Source organism: Pseudomonas entomophila, from assembly GCF_029478665.1.
Taxonomy (GTDB): domain Bacteria; phylum Pseudomonadota; class Gammaproteobacteria; order Pseudomonadales; family Pseudomonadaceae; genus Aquipseudomonas; species Aquipseudomonas entomophila_F.
The window spans coordinates 95,393-110,868 of sequence record NZ_JARPQB010000015.1; the positions used below are offsets into that span (position 1 = coordinate 95,393).

Sequence of the window (15,476 nt, forward strand, 5' to 3'; positions counted from 1 at the left end):
CAGGTACCTCGTGTTGTTCTTGTCGTATGGGGTTCAGCGGTCGTCGGCGTGGATCGACGAGGGGTGGCGGCACAGGCCGTCGACCTCGATATCCATGTAGGGGAACAGCGGCAGTTGCATCAGGGTGTCGTGCAGGGCCTCGACGCTGGGCACGTCGAACACGCTGTAGTTGGCGTAGTGCCCGGCGATGCGCCACAGGTGGCGCCAGGTGCCTTCCTGTTGCAGGCGCTGGGCCAGAGCTTTCTCGTCGGCCTTCAGTTGCGCGGCCTTGGCCGGGTCCATGTCCAGCGGCAGCTTCACGGTCATCTTCACGTGGAACAGCATGTCTCTCTCCTTGCGTATGTCGTTGATTTGGCGGGCGCCGCGAACACCGGCTGGCCGGTGCCATCCACCGCGTCGTCTGTATCGCGGCTGAAGCCGCTCCTACGGGGGGTCAACAACTGCGGGCGAAGCGCTTCAGTTGCGCTTCGTCCAGGGTCAGGCCCAGGCCGGGCGTGGTCGGTACATGCAGCTGGAAATCGCGATACAGCGGCGGCTCGCAGACAATCTCCTCGGTCAGCAGCAGCGGCCCGAACAGCTCGGTGCCCCAGGTCAGCTGGCGCAACGTGAGGAAGGCGTGGGCCGAGGCCAGGGTGCCGACCGTGCCTTCGAGCATGGTCCCGCCGTACAGGGCGATGCCCGCGGCCTCGGCGATCTGCGCGGTGCGCAGCACGGCGCGGGGGCCGCCGTTCTTGGCGATCTTCAGGGCGAAGATGCTTGCCGCGCCGTCGGCGGCCAGGCTGAATGCGTCCTCGACGCCTTCGATGGATTCGTCGGCCATGATCGGCGCCGGGCTGCGCTGGTTCAGACGGACCTGGCCGGCGCGATTGATCCGCGAAATAGGTTGCTCGATGAGATCGATGCCGTTGTCGCCCAGCACCTGGCAGGCACGGATGGCCTGGGACTCGTCCCAGTACTGGTTGACGTCCACCCGCACGCTGGCACGCTCACCGAGCTCGCGCTTGATCGCCAGCACGTGCCTGAGGTCCTGCTCCAGCGGGTTGGCACCGATTTTCAGTTTGAACACGCGGTGGCGACGCACTTCGAGCATGTGCTCGGCCTCGGCGATGTCCCGCGCGGTGTCGCCACTGGCCAGGGTCCAGGCCACCTCCAGGCTGTCGCGCACCCGCCCGCCCAGCAGCTCGCTGACCGGCAGCCCCAGGCGCTTGCCCTGGGCATCGAGCAGCGCGCTCTCGATGCCGGACTTGGCGAAGGTGTTGCCCTTGGCCAGCTTGTCCAGCGTGAGCATGGCGGCGTTGATATTGCCTGCCGGCAAGCCGACCAGCGCGGGCGCCAGGTAGGCGTCGATGTTGGCCTTGATCCCTTCCGGGCTTTCATAGCCGTAGGCCAGGCCACCGATGGTGGTGGCCTCGCCGATGCCCTCGATGCCATCGCTGCAGCGCAGGCGGATGATCACCAGGGTCTGCCGCTGCATCGTGTGCATGGCCAGCTTGTGCGGGCGGATGGTCGGCAGGTCGACGATGATCGCCTCCAGCCGGTCGATGGTCGGGCTTGTCATGCCAGGCTCCAGTTCAGTCAATGTAAGTTTCAGGCCGCCGCGGCCAGGGCGTGGCGCCGGCCGCTGGCCAGGTGCACGGCCATGGCCAGCGCGGCGACCGCGCCGGGGATGGCGAAGGCGATGAAATTCAGTTGCAGCGGCAGGTTGATGCCCATCAGCGCGCCACCGAGCAGCGGGCCGACGATGGCGCCGTTGCGGCCGATGCCGGAGGCCCAGCCGAGGCCGGTGGAACGCACCGAAAGGCCATAGAGCTGGGCCGCGCCGGCATACAGCAGGATCTGCGTGCCGATGGTGCTGGCGCCGGCGACGAAGATCAGCAGGTACAGCACCGGCATCGGGCTGTTCACCCCCAGCAGGCTGATCGACAGCGCGGCGGCGATAAAGAACGCCACCTTGACCTTGACCAGGTTGTAGCGGTCGCCCAGCCAGCCGCCGAAGATCGCCCCGGCCATGCCGCCGAAGTTCAGCACCAGCAGGAACGACAGGCTCGAACCCAGGCTGTAGCCGGCGTTGGCCATCAGCTTGGGCAGCCACGAGCTCAGCGCGTAGACCATCAGCAGGCAGCAGAAGAACGCCAGCCACAGGGCCAGGGTGCGCACCGCCAGGCCATCGCGGAACAGCGCCAGCACCGTGGTGCCCTGGGCTTTCCTGTCCTGCGCCTGAAGCTGGTCGTCGGCTTGCACGTCGCAGGTCGGATCGAGGCGCTTGAGCAGCGTGCGAGCCTCTTGCTGGCGACCCTGGCGCACCAGGAAACCGATGGACTCAGGCAGGTAGTAGAGGATCACCGGCAGCAACAGCAATGGCACGGCGCCGGCGAAGAACATCGACTCCCAGCCTAAGCGCGGCAGCAGGAAAATGCCGACGCCCGCCGAAAGCATGCCGCCCAGCGAATAGCCGCTGAACATGATCGCCACCAGGGTGCTGCGCAGGCGCTTGGGCGCGTATTCGTTCATCAGCGCCACGGCATTGGGCATCAACCCGCCGCAGCCCAATCCGGCGAAGAAGCGATAGATGCCGAACTCGCTGGGGCTGCTGGCAAAGCCATTGAGGATGGTCGCCCCGGAGAACAGCGCGAAGCAGATGGCGATGCCTTTCTTGCGCCCGATTCGATCAGCCAGGCTGCCGAACGCCAGCGCGCCGAACATCATCCCGAACAGCGCGTAGCTGCCCAGGGCGCCGGCCTGCAACGGCGTCAGTCCCCATTCCTTCATGATCACCGGCAGCACCACGCCATAGATGAACAGGTCGTAGCCGTCGAAGATCAGCAGCAGGCCGCACCAGGCCATGACCATCCAGTGGAAGGGGGTGAAGCGGGCGTTGTCGATGATCGGGTGGACGTCGAGTGTTCGCATGGCATCTGTCTCATTTGTTTTTGTTGTGTGATGAGCAAACCTTGCCGGGGCGGCCTTCAGCCGAGGTCGCCACCGCCCACCGGCAGGGTCACGCCGGTGATGTACGAGGCCTCGTCGGAGGCCAGGAAGAGGATCGCGCCGACCTGTTCGTCGAGGCTGCCGTAGCGCTTCATCAGGCTGCTGGCCACGGTCTGGTCGACGATCTGCTGATACCAGCCCCGCTCCTGTTCGCTCTGCTGGGCTTCGTTGCGGGGAATGCGCCGGGGCGGCGCCTCGGTGCCGCCGGGGGCGGTGGCATTGACCCGGATGCCGCGCCCGGCGGTCTCGAACGCCAGGCACGCGGTAAGCGCGTTGACGCCGCCCTTGGCCGCGCCGTAGGGCACGCGGTTGACGCCACGGGTGGCGATGGACGAGACGTTGACGATGGCGCCGCTGCCGCGTTCGAGCATGTACGGCAGCGCGGCGTGGCAGCACCACAACGTGGGGAACAGCGAGCGGCGCACTTCGGCCTCGATCTGCTCGACCTCATAGTGTTCGAAGGGCTTGGCCCAGATCGTGCCGCCAACGTTGTTGACCAGGATGTCGAGGCGGCCGAAGGTGTCCACCGCGTCGGCCATGACCCGGGCGCAGTCGTCGTGGCGCTCCAGGTCGGCGGTCAGGGTGAGCACGCCTTCGCCGGCCAGCTCGTGGACCAGCTCGGAGCGGTCCACCGCCACCACCTGCGCGCCTTCGGCCTTGAGCCGCCAGCACACGGCGCGGCCGATGCCCTGGGCGGCGCCGGTGACCAGGGCGACCTTGCCTTGGAATCTTGGGTTCATATGTCGTTCTCCATCGCCACGCTGTTGGACCTGCTGGCCTCTTCGCGGATGAATCCGCTCCTACAAGGGCCGCGCCGGCCTCAACCGTAGGAGCCGGCTTTGCCGGCGAATGGGCCCGTGCAGTCAACGCAAGACAGTGGCGTTGTTGCATGAGAAAAAAGAGGCCGCCCTCACCCGCACGATGCGGACAGCCCCGTGAAAACCTCAGGCCGCCGCGGCGAACTTCTCGAAGTAGAAGTTGGCCGGGTTGATGCCCTGCTCGCGCAGGTATTGGCTGACCGCCTCGACCATCGGCGGCGGCCCGCACAAGTACACATCCACGTCGCCGTCGTTGAGGTGGCCCGGCGCGATGTGCTGGGTCACATAGCCCTTCTGCGGGTACTGGCTGTCGGGGTTGGCCACACAGGCGCTGAAGGTGAAGTTGGCAATCCGCGCGGCCAGGGCCTGCAGGCGGTCCAGCTCGACCAGGTCGAAGTCGTTGGTGACGCCGTAGATCAGGTGCAGCGGGTGCGCGCTGCCCTGCTCGGCGATCTTCTCCAGCATCGCGGTGAACGGCGCCAGGCCCGTGCCGCCGGCCAGCAGCAACAGTGGGCGCTGGATCGGACGCAGGTAGAAACTGCCCAGGGGGCCGGCCAGGGTCATGCTGTCGCCGGCCTTGGCCAGGCCGGTCAGGAAGCTGCTCATCAGCCCCCCTGGCACATTGCGGATCAAGAAGCTGACCTCGCCATCCTTCTGCAGCGAGCTGAACGAATAGGCGCGGCTCTGCTCGCTGCCCGGCACCTTGAGGTTGACGTACTGGCCCGGCAGGAACGCCAGCCGGCTCAGCGCCTCGCCCTTGATCGACAGGGCGATGGTGCTCGCCGACAACTGGCGCACGTCGCTGATGGCCGCCTCGAAGCTGGCCTGTTCGGTCTTGCACACTTGCGATGAGGCAGGGATGCGCACCACGCAGTCCGACTCGGCGCGCATCTGGCAGGTCAGCACGTAGCCCTCGGCGATCTCGTCCTCGCTCAGGGCGTCCTCGATGAAGTTGTCGCCCAGGTCATAGCGCCCCGATTCAGCCCTGCACTTGCAGGTGCCACAAGCGCCGTCACGGCAGTCCAGCGGAATGTTGATGCCCTGGCGGTAGGCGGCGTCGGCCACGGTCTCATGGCCGTCGGCGTCGATGAAACGGGTGACCCCGTCTTCGAAATTCAGTGCGATCTGGAAGCTCATGTTGCACCTCGCGGGCGAGCCTGCCCGCGGCGCGCCGCAGGGCACGCCGACAGGCTCGGCCTTGGATCAGATGTGGTAGATGTCGATGACCTGGCGCACGTAGTCGTTCTTCAGCACCACCTTCTTCGCCTTGATCAGTGGCTGCTCGCCGCGCAGGTCGAGGGTGTAGAAACTGCTGCCGAAGTAGCTGTCGGTGGTCTTGTAGCGAAAGCTCAGGGTGTGCCAGTTGAAGCGCACCTGGCACATGCCCTCGCCCGCCTCGACGACCTCGATGTTGCTGAGGTTGTGCGAGGTGCGGGTGTCCGGCACGGTGGCGCTGGAGCGCTCGGTCTTGATGCGGAACACCCGGTCTTCCAGGCCGCCACGGTTGCCGTACCAGATCAGCGAGATCTCGCTCTGCGGGTCCTCGGTCAAGCGGTCGTCGTCATCCCAGGATGGCATCCAGAACGTCGCGTCGCTGGCGTACAACTCCAGCCACTGGTCCCACTGGGCGTCGTCCAGGTAGCGCGCCTCGCGGTAGAGGAAATCGCGCACGGTGTCATGCAGGCTCATTGCACGGCCTCCACGGGGATCAGTCGGGTTTCCTGTTCCAGGGCCTTGAGCATGGTGTCCTGCCAGTACTTGTGCTGCAGCACGAACAGCCCTTCGTCCTCGGTGCGCACACCCGACAGCAGCGGTTTCAGTGCAATCTCGCGGGCCGCCTCGTCGGCGCCCTCGATCCAGTGCCGGGCGCCGCGGGACATGTCGTTCCAGCCGGCGCCCGCGCCGTAACCGGTCTGGCACGAGCGGAACTCCTCCAGGTCGTCCGGGGTGGCCATGCCGCTGACGTTGAAGAAGTCCTCGTACTGGCGGATACGGCTGGCACGGGCCTCGGGGCTCTCGCCCTTGGGCGCGATGCAGTAGATGGTGATCTCGGTCTTGTTCACCGAGATCGGCCGGGCGATGCGGATCTGCGAGCTGAACTGGTCCATCAGGTACACGTTCGGGTACAGGCACAGGTTGCGCGAGTTCTCGATCATCCAGTCGGCGCGGGCCTGGCCGAAGTCGGCGGCCAGTTGCTCGCGGTGCGCGTAGGCCGGGCGATCCTCGGGGTTGGCCCAGCGGGTCCACAGCAGCAGGTGGCCGTGGTCGAAGGAGTAGAAGCCCCCGCCTTGCTTGGCCCAGCCGCCGGCGCTCATGGTCTTGATCTCGTCACCCGCCTCGCGCTGCTTGCGCTGGTTCTGGGTGGCGGCGTAGTTCCAGTGCACGGAGCTGACGTGGTAGCCGTCGGCGCCGTTCTCGGCGGTGAGCTTCCAGTTGCCTTCGTAGATGTAGGAGCTTGCGCCGCGCAGCACTTCCAGGCCTTCGGGGGACTGGTCGACGATCATGTCGATGATCTTCGCCGACTCACCCAGGTGCTCGACCAGCGGCTTGACGTCGGCATTGAGGCTGCCGAACAGGAAGCCCCGGTACGACTCGAAACGGGCGACCTTGGTCAGGTCGTGGGAGCCGTCGCAGTTGAAGCTGTCGGGGTAGCCGGCGTTGCTCGGGTCCTTGACCTTGAGCAGCTTGCCGCTGTTGTTGAAGGTCCAGCCGTGGAACGGGCAGGTGTAGCTGGCGCGGTTGCCGCGCTTGTGCCGGCAGAGCATCGCGCCGCGGTGGCTGCAGGCATTGAGGAAGGCGTTGAGCACGCCGTCCTTGTTGCGCGCGATGAAGATCGGCTGGCGCCCCATGGTCAGGGTGAGGAAGTCGTTGTTCTCGGGGATCTGGCTTTCATGGGCCAGGTAGAGCCAGTTGCCCTCGAAGATGTGCTTCATCTCCAGGTCGAACAGGCGCGGGTCGGTGAACATCTCCCGCTTGCAGCGATAAACGCCCTTCTCCCGGTCATCCTCGAGCAAGGCGTTGAGATAGTCGATTCCCAGGGACATGGCCAGGGCCTCCATTGTTATTGTTCAGGCCGGGTCAGGTTAGGTCCGAGGATGAGGCGCCGATATCCGGATCGTGCAGAGTGCTATCCGTTTTGTGCAGTCATCGCCCAGCACAATCTGTTCTGAACCAACGTCTGCCCCTGTAGGAGCGGCCTTGTGCCGCGAAAGGGCCGCATAGCGGCCCCGGCGATCTTTGCTGGACACTGGAATCCTGGGGCCGCTGCGCAGCCCTTTCGCGGCACAAGGCCGCTCCTACAGGGATCGCGTAAGGCTCAGGGAGAGCGGGTTTACCCGCGAATCAGGTGACACGGTGCAAGAGGCAATCAGCGCGATAGCAATTACCCATTGAACGCCAAGGCCAAGGTGCAGTAAGCTCGGGCACATTCACTGGAGAGCAACATGTCGAAACAAACCCGCAACCACGCCAACCACACCGGTCGCACCGCGCGCCCTGTGCTGGCCGTTGCCGGTCGTAACGCCGTTGCCAGCTTTTATTTTGGGTATTGGTTTAGCCACTAGGCGCCGCTGATACTCAACCGGCGCCCACCTTCGAGGGGCCGCCGAACATGAGAATACTCAAACCCCCGGTCGGCTCCCCGACCGGGGGTTTTGCTTTTCCAGGCCAACGAAAAACACCGATTCAGACTGAGGACCGATTCATGAACTACGCCAACTACTGCTACGCCAACACCTATACCTGGCGATTTAGCCAATCCCGTTCGGGCCAGCCTGCCGCCTCCGTTCGGTCGATTTCCGGTGGCATTGCCGCACAACAACCCCATTTGACGATCAGTCGAACACCTCGATAGGGCCGACCGCGCGGGCCAGAACCCGCCGTCCGCCCAGGGAAATACACGCCATGCAAGCCACCCACCTCGCCCTGCCCCTGACTCAACCGCAAGCGGCCAACACCACCGTCAGCCAACGCTTGCCCAGCCCGCACCTGCTCAAGCAGCAGATGCCGCTGCCCACCGAACTCGCCCAGCAAGTCCAGGCGCACCGCCAGGCGATCCGCGCCATCCTCGAAGGCCGCGACGAGCGCCTGCTGGTGGTCGTCGGCCCATGCTCGATCCACGACCCGCGCTCGGCCCTGGAATACGCCGACCGCCTGGCCGCCCTCAGCCGCGAAGTCGACGACAAGCTGCTGCTGGTGATGCGCGCCTACGTCGAGAAGCCCCGCACCACCGTGGGCTGGAAAGGCCTGGCCTACGACCCGCACCTGGATGGTAGCGACGACATGCACGCCGGCATCGCCCTGTCCCGCGGCCTGATGCTGAGCATGATCGAACGCGGCCTGCCGATCGCCACCGAGCTGCTGCAACCGATGGCCGCCGGCTACTTCGACGACCTGCTGGGCTGGGCCGCCATCGGCGCGCGCACCACCGAGTCGCAGATCCACCGCGAGATGGTCAGTGGCCTGGAGCTGCCCGTGGGCTTCAAGAACGGCACCGACGGCGGCATCGGCATCGCCTGCGACGCCATGCGCAGCGCCGCCCACCCACACCGGCATTTCGGCATGGACGCGCAGGGCCATCCGGCGATCATCGAGACCCTCGGCAACCCGGACACGCATTTGGTGCTGCGCGGCGGCCACCAGGGCCCGAACTACGACGCCACCCGCATCGCCCAGGCGCGCCAGGGGCTGGCCAAGGCCGGGCTGCAGGCGCGGATCATGGTCGACTGCAGCCATGCCAACAGTGGCAAGGACCCGGCGCGCCAGCCGGCGGTGTTCGAGGAGGTGCTGCAGCAACGCCTGGCCGGTGACCGCTCGATCGTCGGCATGATGATCGAGGGGCACCTGTTCGAGGGCTGCCAGGCGCTGGGCAAGGGCGCGCTGAAATACGGGGTATCCATTACCGATGGCTGCCTGGGCTGGGAAAGCACCGAGCACCTGCTCAAGCACGCTGCCGAACAGCTGCGTCGGTAGCGCTACGCGTGCGCAGTCAGTGGCGCCCGTCAGCCGACGCCACTTACTGCACTTCTTGCTCCTCTGGTACATAGGTCACCAGCACATTCCCCGGTGCAGACGGGCGCAAACTCAACACAGGTAAATAGCGCCCAGTCTCCTGCACATATTGGCGCTGGAACTTCCTCGCCCCCACCAGCCCGTTCGCACCAGAGTATACCGCGTCACTATGGATGAACGCCTGTATGGGCAACTGCGCGGGGATGTTCTGCGCCCAGGCCCCGAGCATCAGCTCGTTCCAGCCATAAGCATCGCCTACCCCTGCCGCCCGAGCCTGGTACCGGGTCTCGACGCTCAGCTGGAACTGCGTTTCATCGACCAGATAAGCGCAGCTTTGATACGGCCTGCCTCGATAAGTGGCAAGCCAGCTCTGTGGCTGGAGTGCGCCACAACGTCCACGAAAACTGCAGACTTCGCGATTGAGCCGCGTCCCAGCATCGAAAGGGTACACGCACATCGGCAGAATAGGCGTTGTCACTGGGTACTCCGAGGCGAACAACACAAAGCCTTGTGCCTTGTAGGTCTTGAACACACTCGTGTCGTGGGCGAAATAGGCAAACGACACGCCTTGCTCCTTGGTGAAGTCGGTCGGCACCGGGTTCCAGGCCTTGTACTGGTCGTTATCGACTGTACGCACCCATACGCCGTTGCAGTAGAAGCGGGCACGGCCACCCGCACACACGGTATCCTTACTGGTGTACCTTTCATTGATCGCCTTGGCGACCGCGTAGCCGTTGTACAACTGCTCGCTTTGGGCGAAACCAAAGGGCAAGTCCCCGGCAACATAGCGCAGCACCGGCAACCACTGGCCGGTGGCCTGGAACCAGGCCAACTGGCTGCGCTGCGCACGCAGCAGGGCTTCAGGCAAGCCTGGTTGGTAATAGATAGCCTGCACCGCCAACTGCTTCGGCTGCTTGTCATCCCAGTACGCCACGCGAACCTCGTTGCCCTCGCGCGCGACGACCTGGTACGGCTTGTCCAGGGTCGAGGCCTCAATCCCCGCATGCAGGATATAACCGCTACGCTCGGGATTGGCGACCCCCTTGCCATCCCGGCGCAAGAGCTGGAAAGCCTCGTATTGCTGCCACTGAGCCAGGGAGTCGTGTCGCCAGAACTCGCGCTGATGCGCCTCGCTCATCGGCCGCATCAACACGCCACTGCAGGCGTCCTCTGGGGTATTGTTCATACATCGCTCGGGGGTTGCCGCCACCCGTTGGTTGAGGGCAATAGCGGTTTCCAAACCACTCATGGCATAGGCATCCGGCATCGGCAACAAGCCGATTACCCAGGCCATCGCCGCCTTGCTCAACATTTTGCCAACCACCGTTCTGCAGCGCATGCCTGCACTCCTGATTAGACCAATACACCGCCTACGCCAACGTGTAGGGAACCATGCACACCGCCGCATACTTGGCGCTGATTGCCGGCATCATCATGGCGCCGTCACTCTTGCGTAACGCCACTGCCTGCTTGTAACCGGTGTACTGAGCGGCGGGTTCGCACATCCAGGTATATCCCTGCCCAAGGTAGGGCACCAAGGGGCCATAACGGTGCCGATAGTCGATGTAAGCCGCGTGGCTGAAGTTTGTGCCGCCGCAAGTGCGGCACCAGGCCAGCGCACCTGCAAGGTCGGTCGCTGCGGACCTGACTTCCAGGCGATAGACCTGGGTCACTTCCACAGTGAAACTGACCTGTGTGCCGAGACTGTCGATGATCGAGATCACGGCAGTGCCATTACTCTCGCCAACGACCGTACCCTCGATCACCGAGGCCACAGCCGGCTTGCTGCTGACGTATCGATAGGGAGGCAGCCCACCCACTGCATGCCTCACGGCGCTATTGCCTATCGACTCGTTCAGCGGCTTACCACGTGCCAGGTGCTTGACGGTGATGCCATCAAGCTTCATCAGGCTTGAGTCCACACTCAAGTAGTAACGCACCGCATGCCTGGCGACCGGCGAGTGGCCTATCTCGCGTCCACCTCGTAGGACGCTGTAGTAAAACGCCAGCTCACCGCCGAGGCTGTCCGTCAGCAAGCGTGCGGCAACCAGAAAGCTCAGGGGTTGCCGGCCATCGTAACGCTGCGGTTGACTGTCGTATGGCTTGCCGCCCCGGACATGCAAAGCCACGCTATCTCCGGGCCGTAGGCCTTCTGCCTGATGACCTGCCCGTACGGTAATGCCCTGTGGCGGGGACTTCGACGGATCGAGGCTGCCATCCCCAAGCACTTCCATGACCTGCGGTTTCTCCAGCCGCAACGGCAAACCCGCGGTCAAGGTAAGCGCCAGCCTGACTGACAAGCGTACGCGCTGGTCGGCCGGGCGTGTCACCCGGTAGTACAGCACTGCCCCGCGCTCCAACACCGTGTTCGCGACCTCAGGCGCAATGCTCCAGCTGTTGCCACTGCCAGCAAGGCTGGCGCGAGCGCCGGTATCCGCCACCTCCAAGTAGACTTCGACACCGTCATCGGGCTCGGCCTCTGGGTAATCCAGTTGCACAGCCACGGCCTGGTTAGCGTCAACCCGTACGTCACCCAGCTCATCCCGACCTGCTACCCAGGCAGGTGGCAAGGTCGGTTGCAGCGCCCCCATCCCTAGCCACAGGCGCGGTGAATGGCGTGCAGCAGCCGGCCCGGCACTGGCGATGCGGTAGTGCAGTTGCAGGCTGCCCTGAGCGATAGCCTGGAGATGTTCGCGTGCCACCAGGAACACTTGGCTGCCCTTTTCGGCCGCTGACCGGTTGACAGTGCGCGTCACCTCCCAGACATAAGGTACCCCGCAAACAGAGAGACCATGCCAGCACAAGGTTACCCGCTGGCCGTAAGCCAGGCTGCGATCGCGCACGGTAACGGCCAGACTGGTCCCCATCGAGACGATGCATCCGTCGGTGACAACGCCAGGGTCGGGGTAGGCCAGGCTGGTGACGATGCCCGGCACCTCCAAGTAGCGCGTCGATGAAACTGCCACCACCTCACCGCCGCGCAGCACATCGTAGGCCAGTGACAACCAGCCTGCGGCCAGTTGCGCCAGCCAATCGTCCGGGAGTTGGAAGTAAAAGCCCTTCGCAGTCTCGTCGATCACTTGCTCCAGGCTCAGGGAAGCGGCTTGGGCACTGAAGCCAATACCGTTGACGCGCAACCTGACCCTGTCGCCGATCGCCATCTGTTGCGCCGTCGCCCAAACCAGGACCTGCACCCCCCCCGCCACCAGATCGATCTCCTGCGTCTCGATCGGGCCATGCAACCGGGGGGGATCGCACAGGTTGGCAGGCCCCGATTCCCGGCCCATCTGCGGTGGCACGGCGACCCAGGTGACGGGTGACCACTTCTGCGATGGATCGCCCACCACGTCGATAACCCGATAACGCACCGGTACCAGGCTGGCGCAACCTGCCGCGACGATGCAGGCTTCTGGCACCTTGATTTCCACTGCCCGCCCCACTTCCTCGTCAGTGAAGCGGTACCCTAGCAGTTGGTTACCCCACGCCAGCTGCAACAACCCACCCGCTTGCATGAACAACCACGGTAGTACCCGTACCACGGCCGCCGCACCTGGGGCTACCGATGATTTCAGCTCAGGTGCGGCAAGCCCGCCGTGCCAAGGTGTCTCAGGGGTGGGGTCGGGGCCGCCGGGCAAGCTTGGCTTGCACAACAGCGTCAGCGGCGCCGAGCGCCCCACCTGCTCCTGTTCATTGTTGCGGGTCACTTCGCAATACAGTTCACTGATACCTGTCACCACCTGCTCGGCTGGCAAGTAGAGCGCAATATCGCCACCCTCCTGCTCTGCTGCCACAAGGATTTGATGGATCGCTACAGGTGCTTGGTCAAGCCTTTGGTTGAATACCTTGACAAGATCGCCGGCACGCAGCCGCTCATGGCGCTGTAGCACAGCCACCAAGCCTTGCGGGTGGGGCTGGAGCAAGCTGCTGTAGATGCCCACATCCGCCAGGTGCTCAAGCACCACCGCCCCCGGGATGAACAAGTGCGGCAACGTCAGCGCGTCAACGCCCATGCCGCCCTTCGCCGCAAAACGCTCATTGGAACGCCTGAGCGCCAGCTCCAGGGTTTCTTCGTCGGCCTCTGTCACTGCGATGTCACTGTCCATCTCACACCCCGTTTGCATTTGCAGAAAAAGCCCGCTTGCCCCATCGAGCGACACACGGGCCTCAGTTCATCACACACCCCGGTGGCATCGCCTCCTCCCCCAGGGGCGGGCAGGATTCCGACTTCTGCTGCATGGGCGCACGCTCCTGCAGGTACTGATCATCAGGCAAGTAGCTGAACACCCTGGCCCCAGGGGCCAGGTTGACCTGCACTATCGGCACGCGCTTTTTAGTTTCCCGGAAGTAGTCCCATTGGATGTACTGGGCACCGGCGAGGCTAGGGCGGCTGCCAGTGGGGTAGTAGATTGCCTCGATCGGCAATTTCTCCGGGATGTTCGGCGGCCAGGCACCGATGATGATTTCATTGTGCGCACCGGCACTGGCTCGCACATCGATGTTCAGTTGATACTGTGCAGCGCTGGGCGTGGGTTCCATGCTAAAAGCGCAACTCGACGCTGGGTTTCGGCCGTAGGACCTTTGCCAGGCTGGAACCGTCGTGATGTTCTGCGACAGGCAACTGGCGCGGCAGCTGTTGGGTACACTGTTGGTACCTGCATTGGCGGGATAGGCGCAGCGCATCCTCACCTTGTGGGTGAAGGGTATCTCGAGGCGGTTGAAGATCAACCCCGGTGCATTGCTCGCCAGGCGCAAGATCCCGGTGTCGGCACGTAAATAAGTCCATGACACGCCATCGCGCCGGTTGGAAGCTTCTGTAGGGTTCCACGAGTGGAACCCCGTCGATGCCGAGGTGGCCCGGATCAGCACGCCGTTGCAGTTGTAGCTGGGGCTGCCATCCGCGCATTGGGCCTGGGTGTCGGCGTAGCGCTGGTTGAGCCGGGCGGCCACCCGTTCACCGGTATCCAGTTGCTCAGCCAGGTCGAAGCTGAACATCCTGCCTGGCGGCGAGGCCGAATCGAACCGCAGCACCGGCAGCCAGGTACCGGTTGCCATGAAGTAGTCGCGCTGGTCCTTCTGCGCCGCCGGCAAACCGTTGATATCGCGGGTGGTGTAATACAGTGCCAGCACGGGGATAAGCTGGGGGCGTGAGCTGTCCCAGTTGACCACCTGCAATTCACTGGGTCGATGACTGCCGTCATCGCCCCGGAGCTGGTAGTCCTTGCCCTGGGTCTGCGCCTCGAAACGCCTGGCGAAGATGTAGCCATTGCGCGCCGTGATACCCGAGCCTTGCACATCGTGACGCAACCAGTCGAAGCGCTCCGCGCCCAAGGCAATTGCCTCGGTGCCATGCTCCCAGAACTTCGCAGCCGCGACAGCAGGTTGCTGGCGCAGCATCACGCCGCTACAGAAATACGCAGGGTGATTGTTCAGGCAACGGCCCGCGTCACTCTGCTGCGCCTGGTTGAGGCTTACCGCCAGTTCCGGCCCCGAGATCGCCCAGGCCAGCGCCGGTAACAAGCCCGCGATTGCTATCAGAGAAACACGCAGGTACGCCGAAAGCGCCCGCGCGAGCATATGTGGTGCCGTCATCACAGTGCCCTTGAAGATGGAATTCAGCTTTTGAAACAGATCACCTGGCGCAACAGGTTGGGGTCAGTCGCCTCGGAGGTCACTTCATCGGTGCGGGGGTCGAAGGTGGTCGCAATATTGCTGTTGACCTCGGCCCCCCAGGCCGGGTAGTTAGGCAGTCCCAGGGTACGCATCTGTGCCGGGAACCGTCCCTTTAGATCATTGAAGTCCACCGCTTGCGCCAACCGCCAACCAAGCCTCATGCATTGCGTGCTGGCCTGGTTCCAGGTACTACCGTCACTGGCCACGACGTCGAATTGATGAATGCCCAGCACCGTCAATTGGTAGGCCTGCGCTTGGCCAGCCACTTGGGCGGTAATCGTGGCAGTGCCGTTGCGCAGCGCAGTGACCCGGCCCTGGGTCTTATCGACAACAGCGACACTCTCATCGCTACTTTTGTAGTCCGTCCCACCCGGTGCCTGGCGGACGAAGCTGAATGCCTCACGCTCTGGTCCCTCCTTGGGTAGCTGTATTTCGCCATCGCGATAGACCGCCACCAACCCTTTGCCGGTCAGGTCATGGCTGTAGCTGCCGGCGAAGCCCTGGACCACCCGAAACGACAGTGGTGGGCTGGCCAGCTGGGCGCACACCTGTGCATCTTGCAGCGCAGGACTGCCGACACAGTAGCGAATTTGCATCGGGCTCCCCGCGTGGGAGGCGAAATGAGCCTTGTCCAGCGACAGCCGGATTGGTCGGGTCGACAACCCAACTACGGTGCGCTGACTGACGACCACCGTGCCATTGGCCAATAACTGCAGCACCAAGGCTTGCTGGTTGTATGTCGGCCCACCCGTCATTGTCTCGACGTTCAGCCCATTGGCAGGAATGTCGTTCGGGTCCAGCGTTCCGCCTTCCTTGACCTGCACGGTCGTCGGTGCTGGCAAAGCTGCCCACGCCGGGCCAACAACGGCACTCAACAGCACGCCTGACAGCCATGCCCGGCCACCGTTGGCCAGGCCCAACTTGAATCTATTGCGCATACAGGTTCTCCTCGGCAACCAGGGCCGGCCGGCCCTGGTTGCACGCTTGGAC

The 15,476-nt window shown here is 64.2% G+C and carries 12 protein-coding genes; 1 reads left to right on the plus strand and 11 read right to left on the minus strand.

Going from position 1 to position 15,476, the window contains the following annotated elements; genetic code table 11:
• Positions 1-33 precede the first annotated feature (33 nt).
• From catC to benA, 7 genes are all read right to left on the minus strand, one after another.
• Positions 34-324: a muconolactone Delta-isomerase gene (gene catC / locus P5705_RS10300; RefSeq protein ID WP_240065731.1), complete on the minus strand. Its 291-nt coding sequence runs from the start codon at positions 322-324 to the stop codon at positions 34-36.
• 109 nt (positions 325-433) lie between these two features.
• Positions 434-1,558 carry a muconate cycloisomerase family protein gene (locus P5705_RS10305; protein WP_277460732.1) on the minus strand — a complete coding sequence of 375 codons (1,125 nt, stop codon included), beginning with the start codon at positions 1,556-1,558 and terminating at the stop codon, positions 434-436.
• A 29-nt stretch (positions 1,559-1,587) separates the two neighbouring features.
• Positions 1,588-2,910 (minus strand): MFS transporter, encoded by a 1,323-nt coding sequence (locus tag P5705_RS10310; RefSeq protein WP_277460733.1) that lies wholly within the window; start codon positions 2,908-2,910, stop codon positions 1,588-1,590.
• A gap of 56 nt (positions 2,911-2,966) precedes the next feature.
• The gene (locus tag P5705_RS10315; protein ID WP_277460735.1) at positions 2,967-3,728 is read right to left on the minus strand and encodes a 1,6-dihydroxycyclohexa-2,4-diene-1-carboxylate dehydrogenase; all 762 of its coding nucleotides are present in this window, start codon (positions 3,726-3,728) and stop codon (positions 2,967-2,969) included.
• A gap of 204 nt (positions 3,729-3,932) precedes the next feature.
• On the minus strand, positions 3,933-4,943 hold the full coding sequence (gene benC / locus P5705_RS10320; protein WP_277460736.1) for a benzoate 1,2-dioxygenase electron transfer component BenC: 1,011 nt from the start codon (positions 4,941-4,943) through the stop codon (positions 3,933-3,935).
• A gap of 66 nt (positions 4,944-5,009) precedes the next feature.
• Positions 5,010-5,495: a benzoate 1,2-dioxygenase small subunit gene (gene benB / locus P5705_RS10325; RefSeq protein WP_277460737.1), complete on the minus strand. Its 486-nt coding sequence runs from the start codon at positions 5,493-5,495 to the stop codon at positions 5,010-5,012.
• Complete coding sequence (benA, locus tag P5705_RS10330; RefSeq protein ID WP_277460739.1) at positions 5,492-6,850, minus strand: benzoate 1,2-dioxygenase large subunit; 1,359 nt, start codon at positions 6,848-6,850, stop codon at positions 5,492-5,494. Before benA ends, benB begins: the two co-directional genes overlap by 4 nt.
• Before the next feature lie 859 nt (positions 6,851-7,709).
• Between benA and P5705_RS10335 the strand changes: the two genes are divergently transcribed.
• The gene (locus tag P5705_RS10335; protein WP_277460740.1) at positions 7,710-8,777 is read left to right on the plus strand and encodes a 3-deoxy-7-phosphoheptulonate synthase; all 1,068 of its coding nucleotides are present in this window, start codon (positions 7,710-7,712) and stop codon (positions 8,775-8,777) included.
• A 43-nt stretch (positions 8,778-8,820) separates the two neighbouring features.
• Here P5705_RS10335 and P5705_RS10340 read toward each other — a convergent pair whose 3' ends face one another.
• From P5705_RS10340 to P5705_RS10355, 4 genes are all read right to left on the minus strand, one after another.
• On the minus strand, positions 8,821-10,155 hold the full coding sequence (locus P5705_RS10340; RefSeq protein ID WP_277460741.1) for a hypothetical protein: 1,335 nt from the start codon (positions 10,153-10,155) through the stop codon (positions 8,821-8,823).
• A gap of 31 nt (positions 10,156-10,186) precedes the next feature.
• Positions 10,187-12,919: a hypothetical protein gene (locus tag P5705_RS10345; protein WP_277460742.1), complete on the minus strand. Its 2,733-nt coding sequence runs from the start codon at positions 12,917-12,919 to the stop codon at positions 10,187-10,189.
• Positions 12,920-12,980: 61 nt separating this feature from the next.
• On the minus strand, positions 12,981-14,405 hold the full coding sequence (locus tag P5705_RS10350; protein ID WP_277460743.1) for a hypothetical protein: 1,425 nt from the start codon (positions 14,403-14,405) through the stop codon (positions 12,981-12,983).
• 23 nt (positions 14,406-14,428) lie between these two features.
• The gene (locus P5705_RS10355; protein ID WP_277460745.1) at positions 14,429-15,424 is read right to left on the minus strand and encodes an Ig-like domain-containing protein; all 996 of its coding nucleotides are present in this window, start codon (positions 15,422-15,424) and stop codon (positions 14,429-14,431) included.
• Between the last annotated feature and the right edge of the window lie 52 nt (positions 15,425-15,476).

Coding starts and splice junctions, on each gene's coding strand:
- catC (WP_240065731.1), bottom strand. CDS start 324: ATGCTGTTCCACGTGAAGATGACCGTGAAGCTGCCGCTGGACATGGAC.
- P5705_RS10305 (WP_277460732.1), bottom strand. CDS start 1,558: ATGACAAGCCCGACCATCGACCGGCTGGAGGCGATCATCGTCGACCTG.
- P5705_RS10310 (WP_277460733.1), bottom strand. CDS start 2,910: ATGCGAACACTCGACGTCCACCCGATCATCGACAACGCCCGCTTCACC.
- P5705_RS10315 (WP_277460735.1), bottom strand. CDS start 3,728: ATGAACCCAAGATTCCAAGGCAAGGTCGCCCTGGTCACCGGCGCCGCC.
- benC (WP_277460736.1), bottom strand. CDS start 4,943: ATGAGCTTCCAGATCGCACTGAATTTCGAAGACGGGGTCACCCGTTTC.
- benB (WP_277460737.1), bottom strand. CDS start 5,495: ATGAGCCTGCATGACACCGTGCGCGATTTCCTCTACCGCGAGGCGCGC.
- benA (WP_277460739.1), bottom strand. CDS start 6,850: ATGTCCCTGGGAATCGACTATCTCAACGCCTTGCTCGAGGATGACCGG.
- P5705_RS10335 (WP_277460740.1), top strand. CDS start 7,710: ATGCAAGCCACCCACCTCGCCCTGCCCCTGACTCAACCGCAAGCGGCC.
- P5705_RS10340 (WP_277460741.1), bottom strand. CDS start 10,155: ATGCGCTGCAGAACGGTGGTTGGCAAAATGTTGAGCAAGGCGGCGATG.
- P5705_RS10345 (WP_277460742.1), bottom strand. CDS start 12,919: ATGGACAGTGACATCGCAGTGACAGAGGCCGACGAAGAAACCCTGGAG.
- P5705_RS10350 (WP_277460743.1), bottom strand. CDS start 14,405: ATGACGGCACCACATATGCTCGCGCGGGCGCTTTCGGCGTACCTGCGT.
- P5705_RS10355 (WP_277460745.1), bottom strand. CDS start 15,424: ATGCGCAATAGATTCAAGTTGGGCCTGGCCAACGGTGGCCGGGCATGG.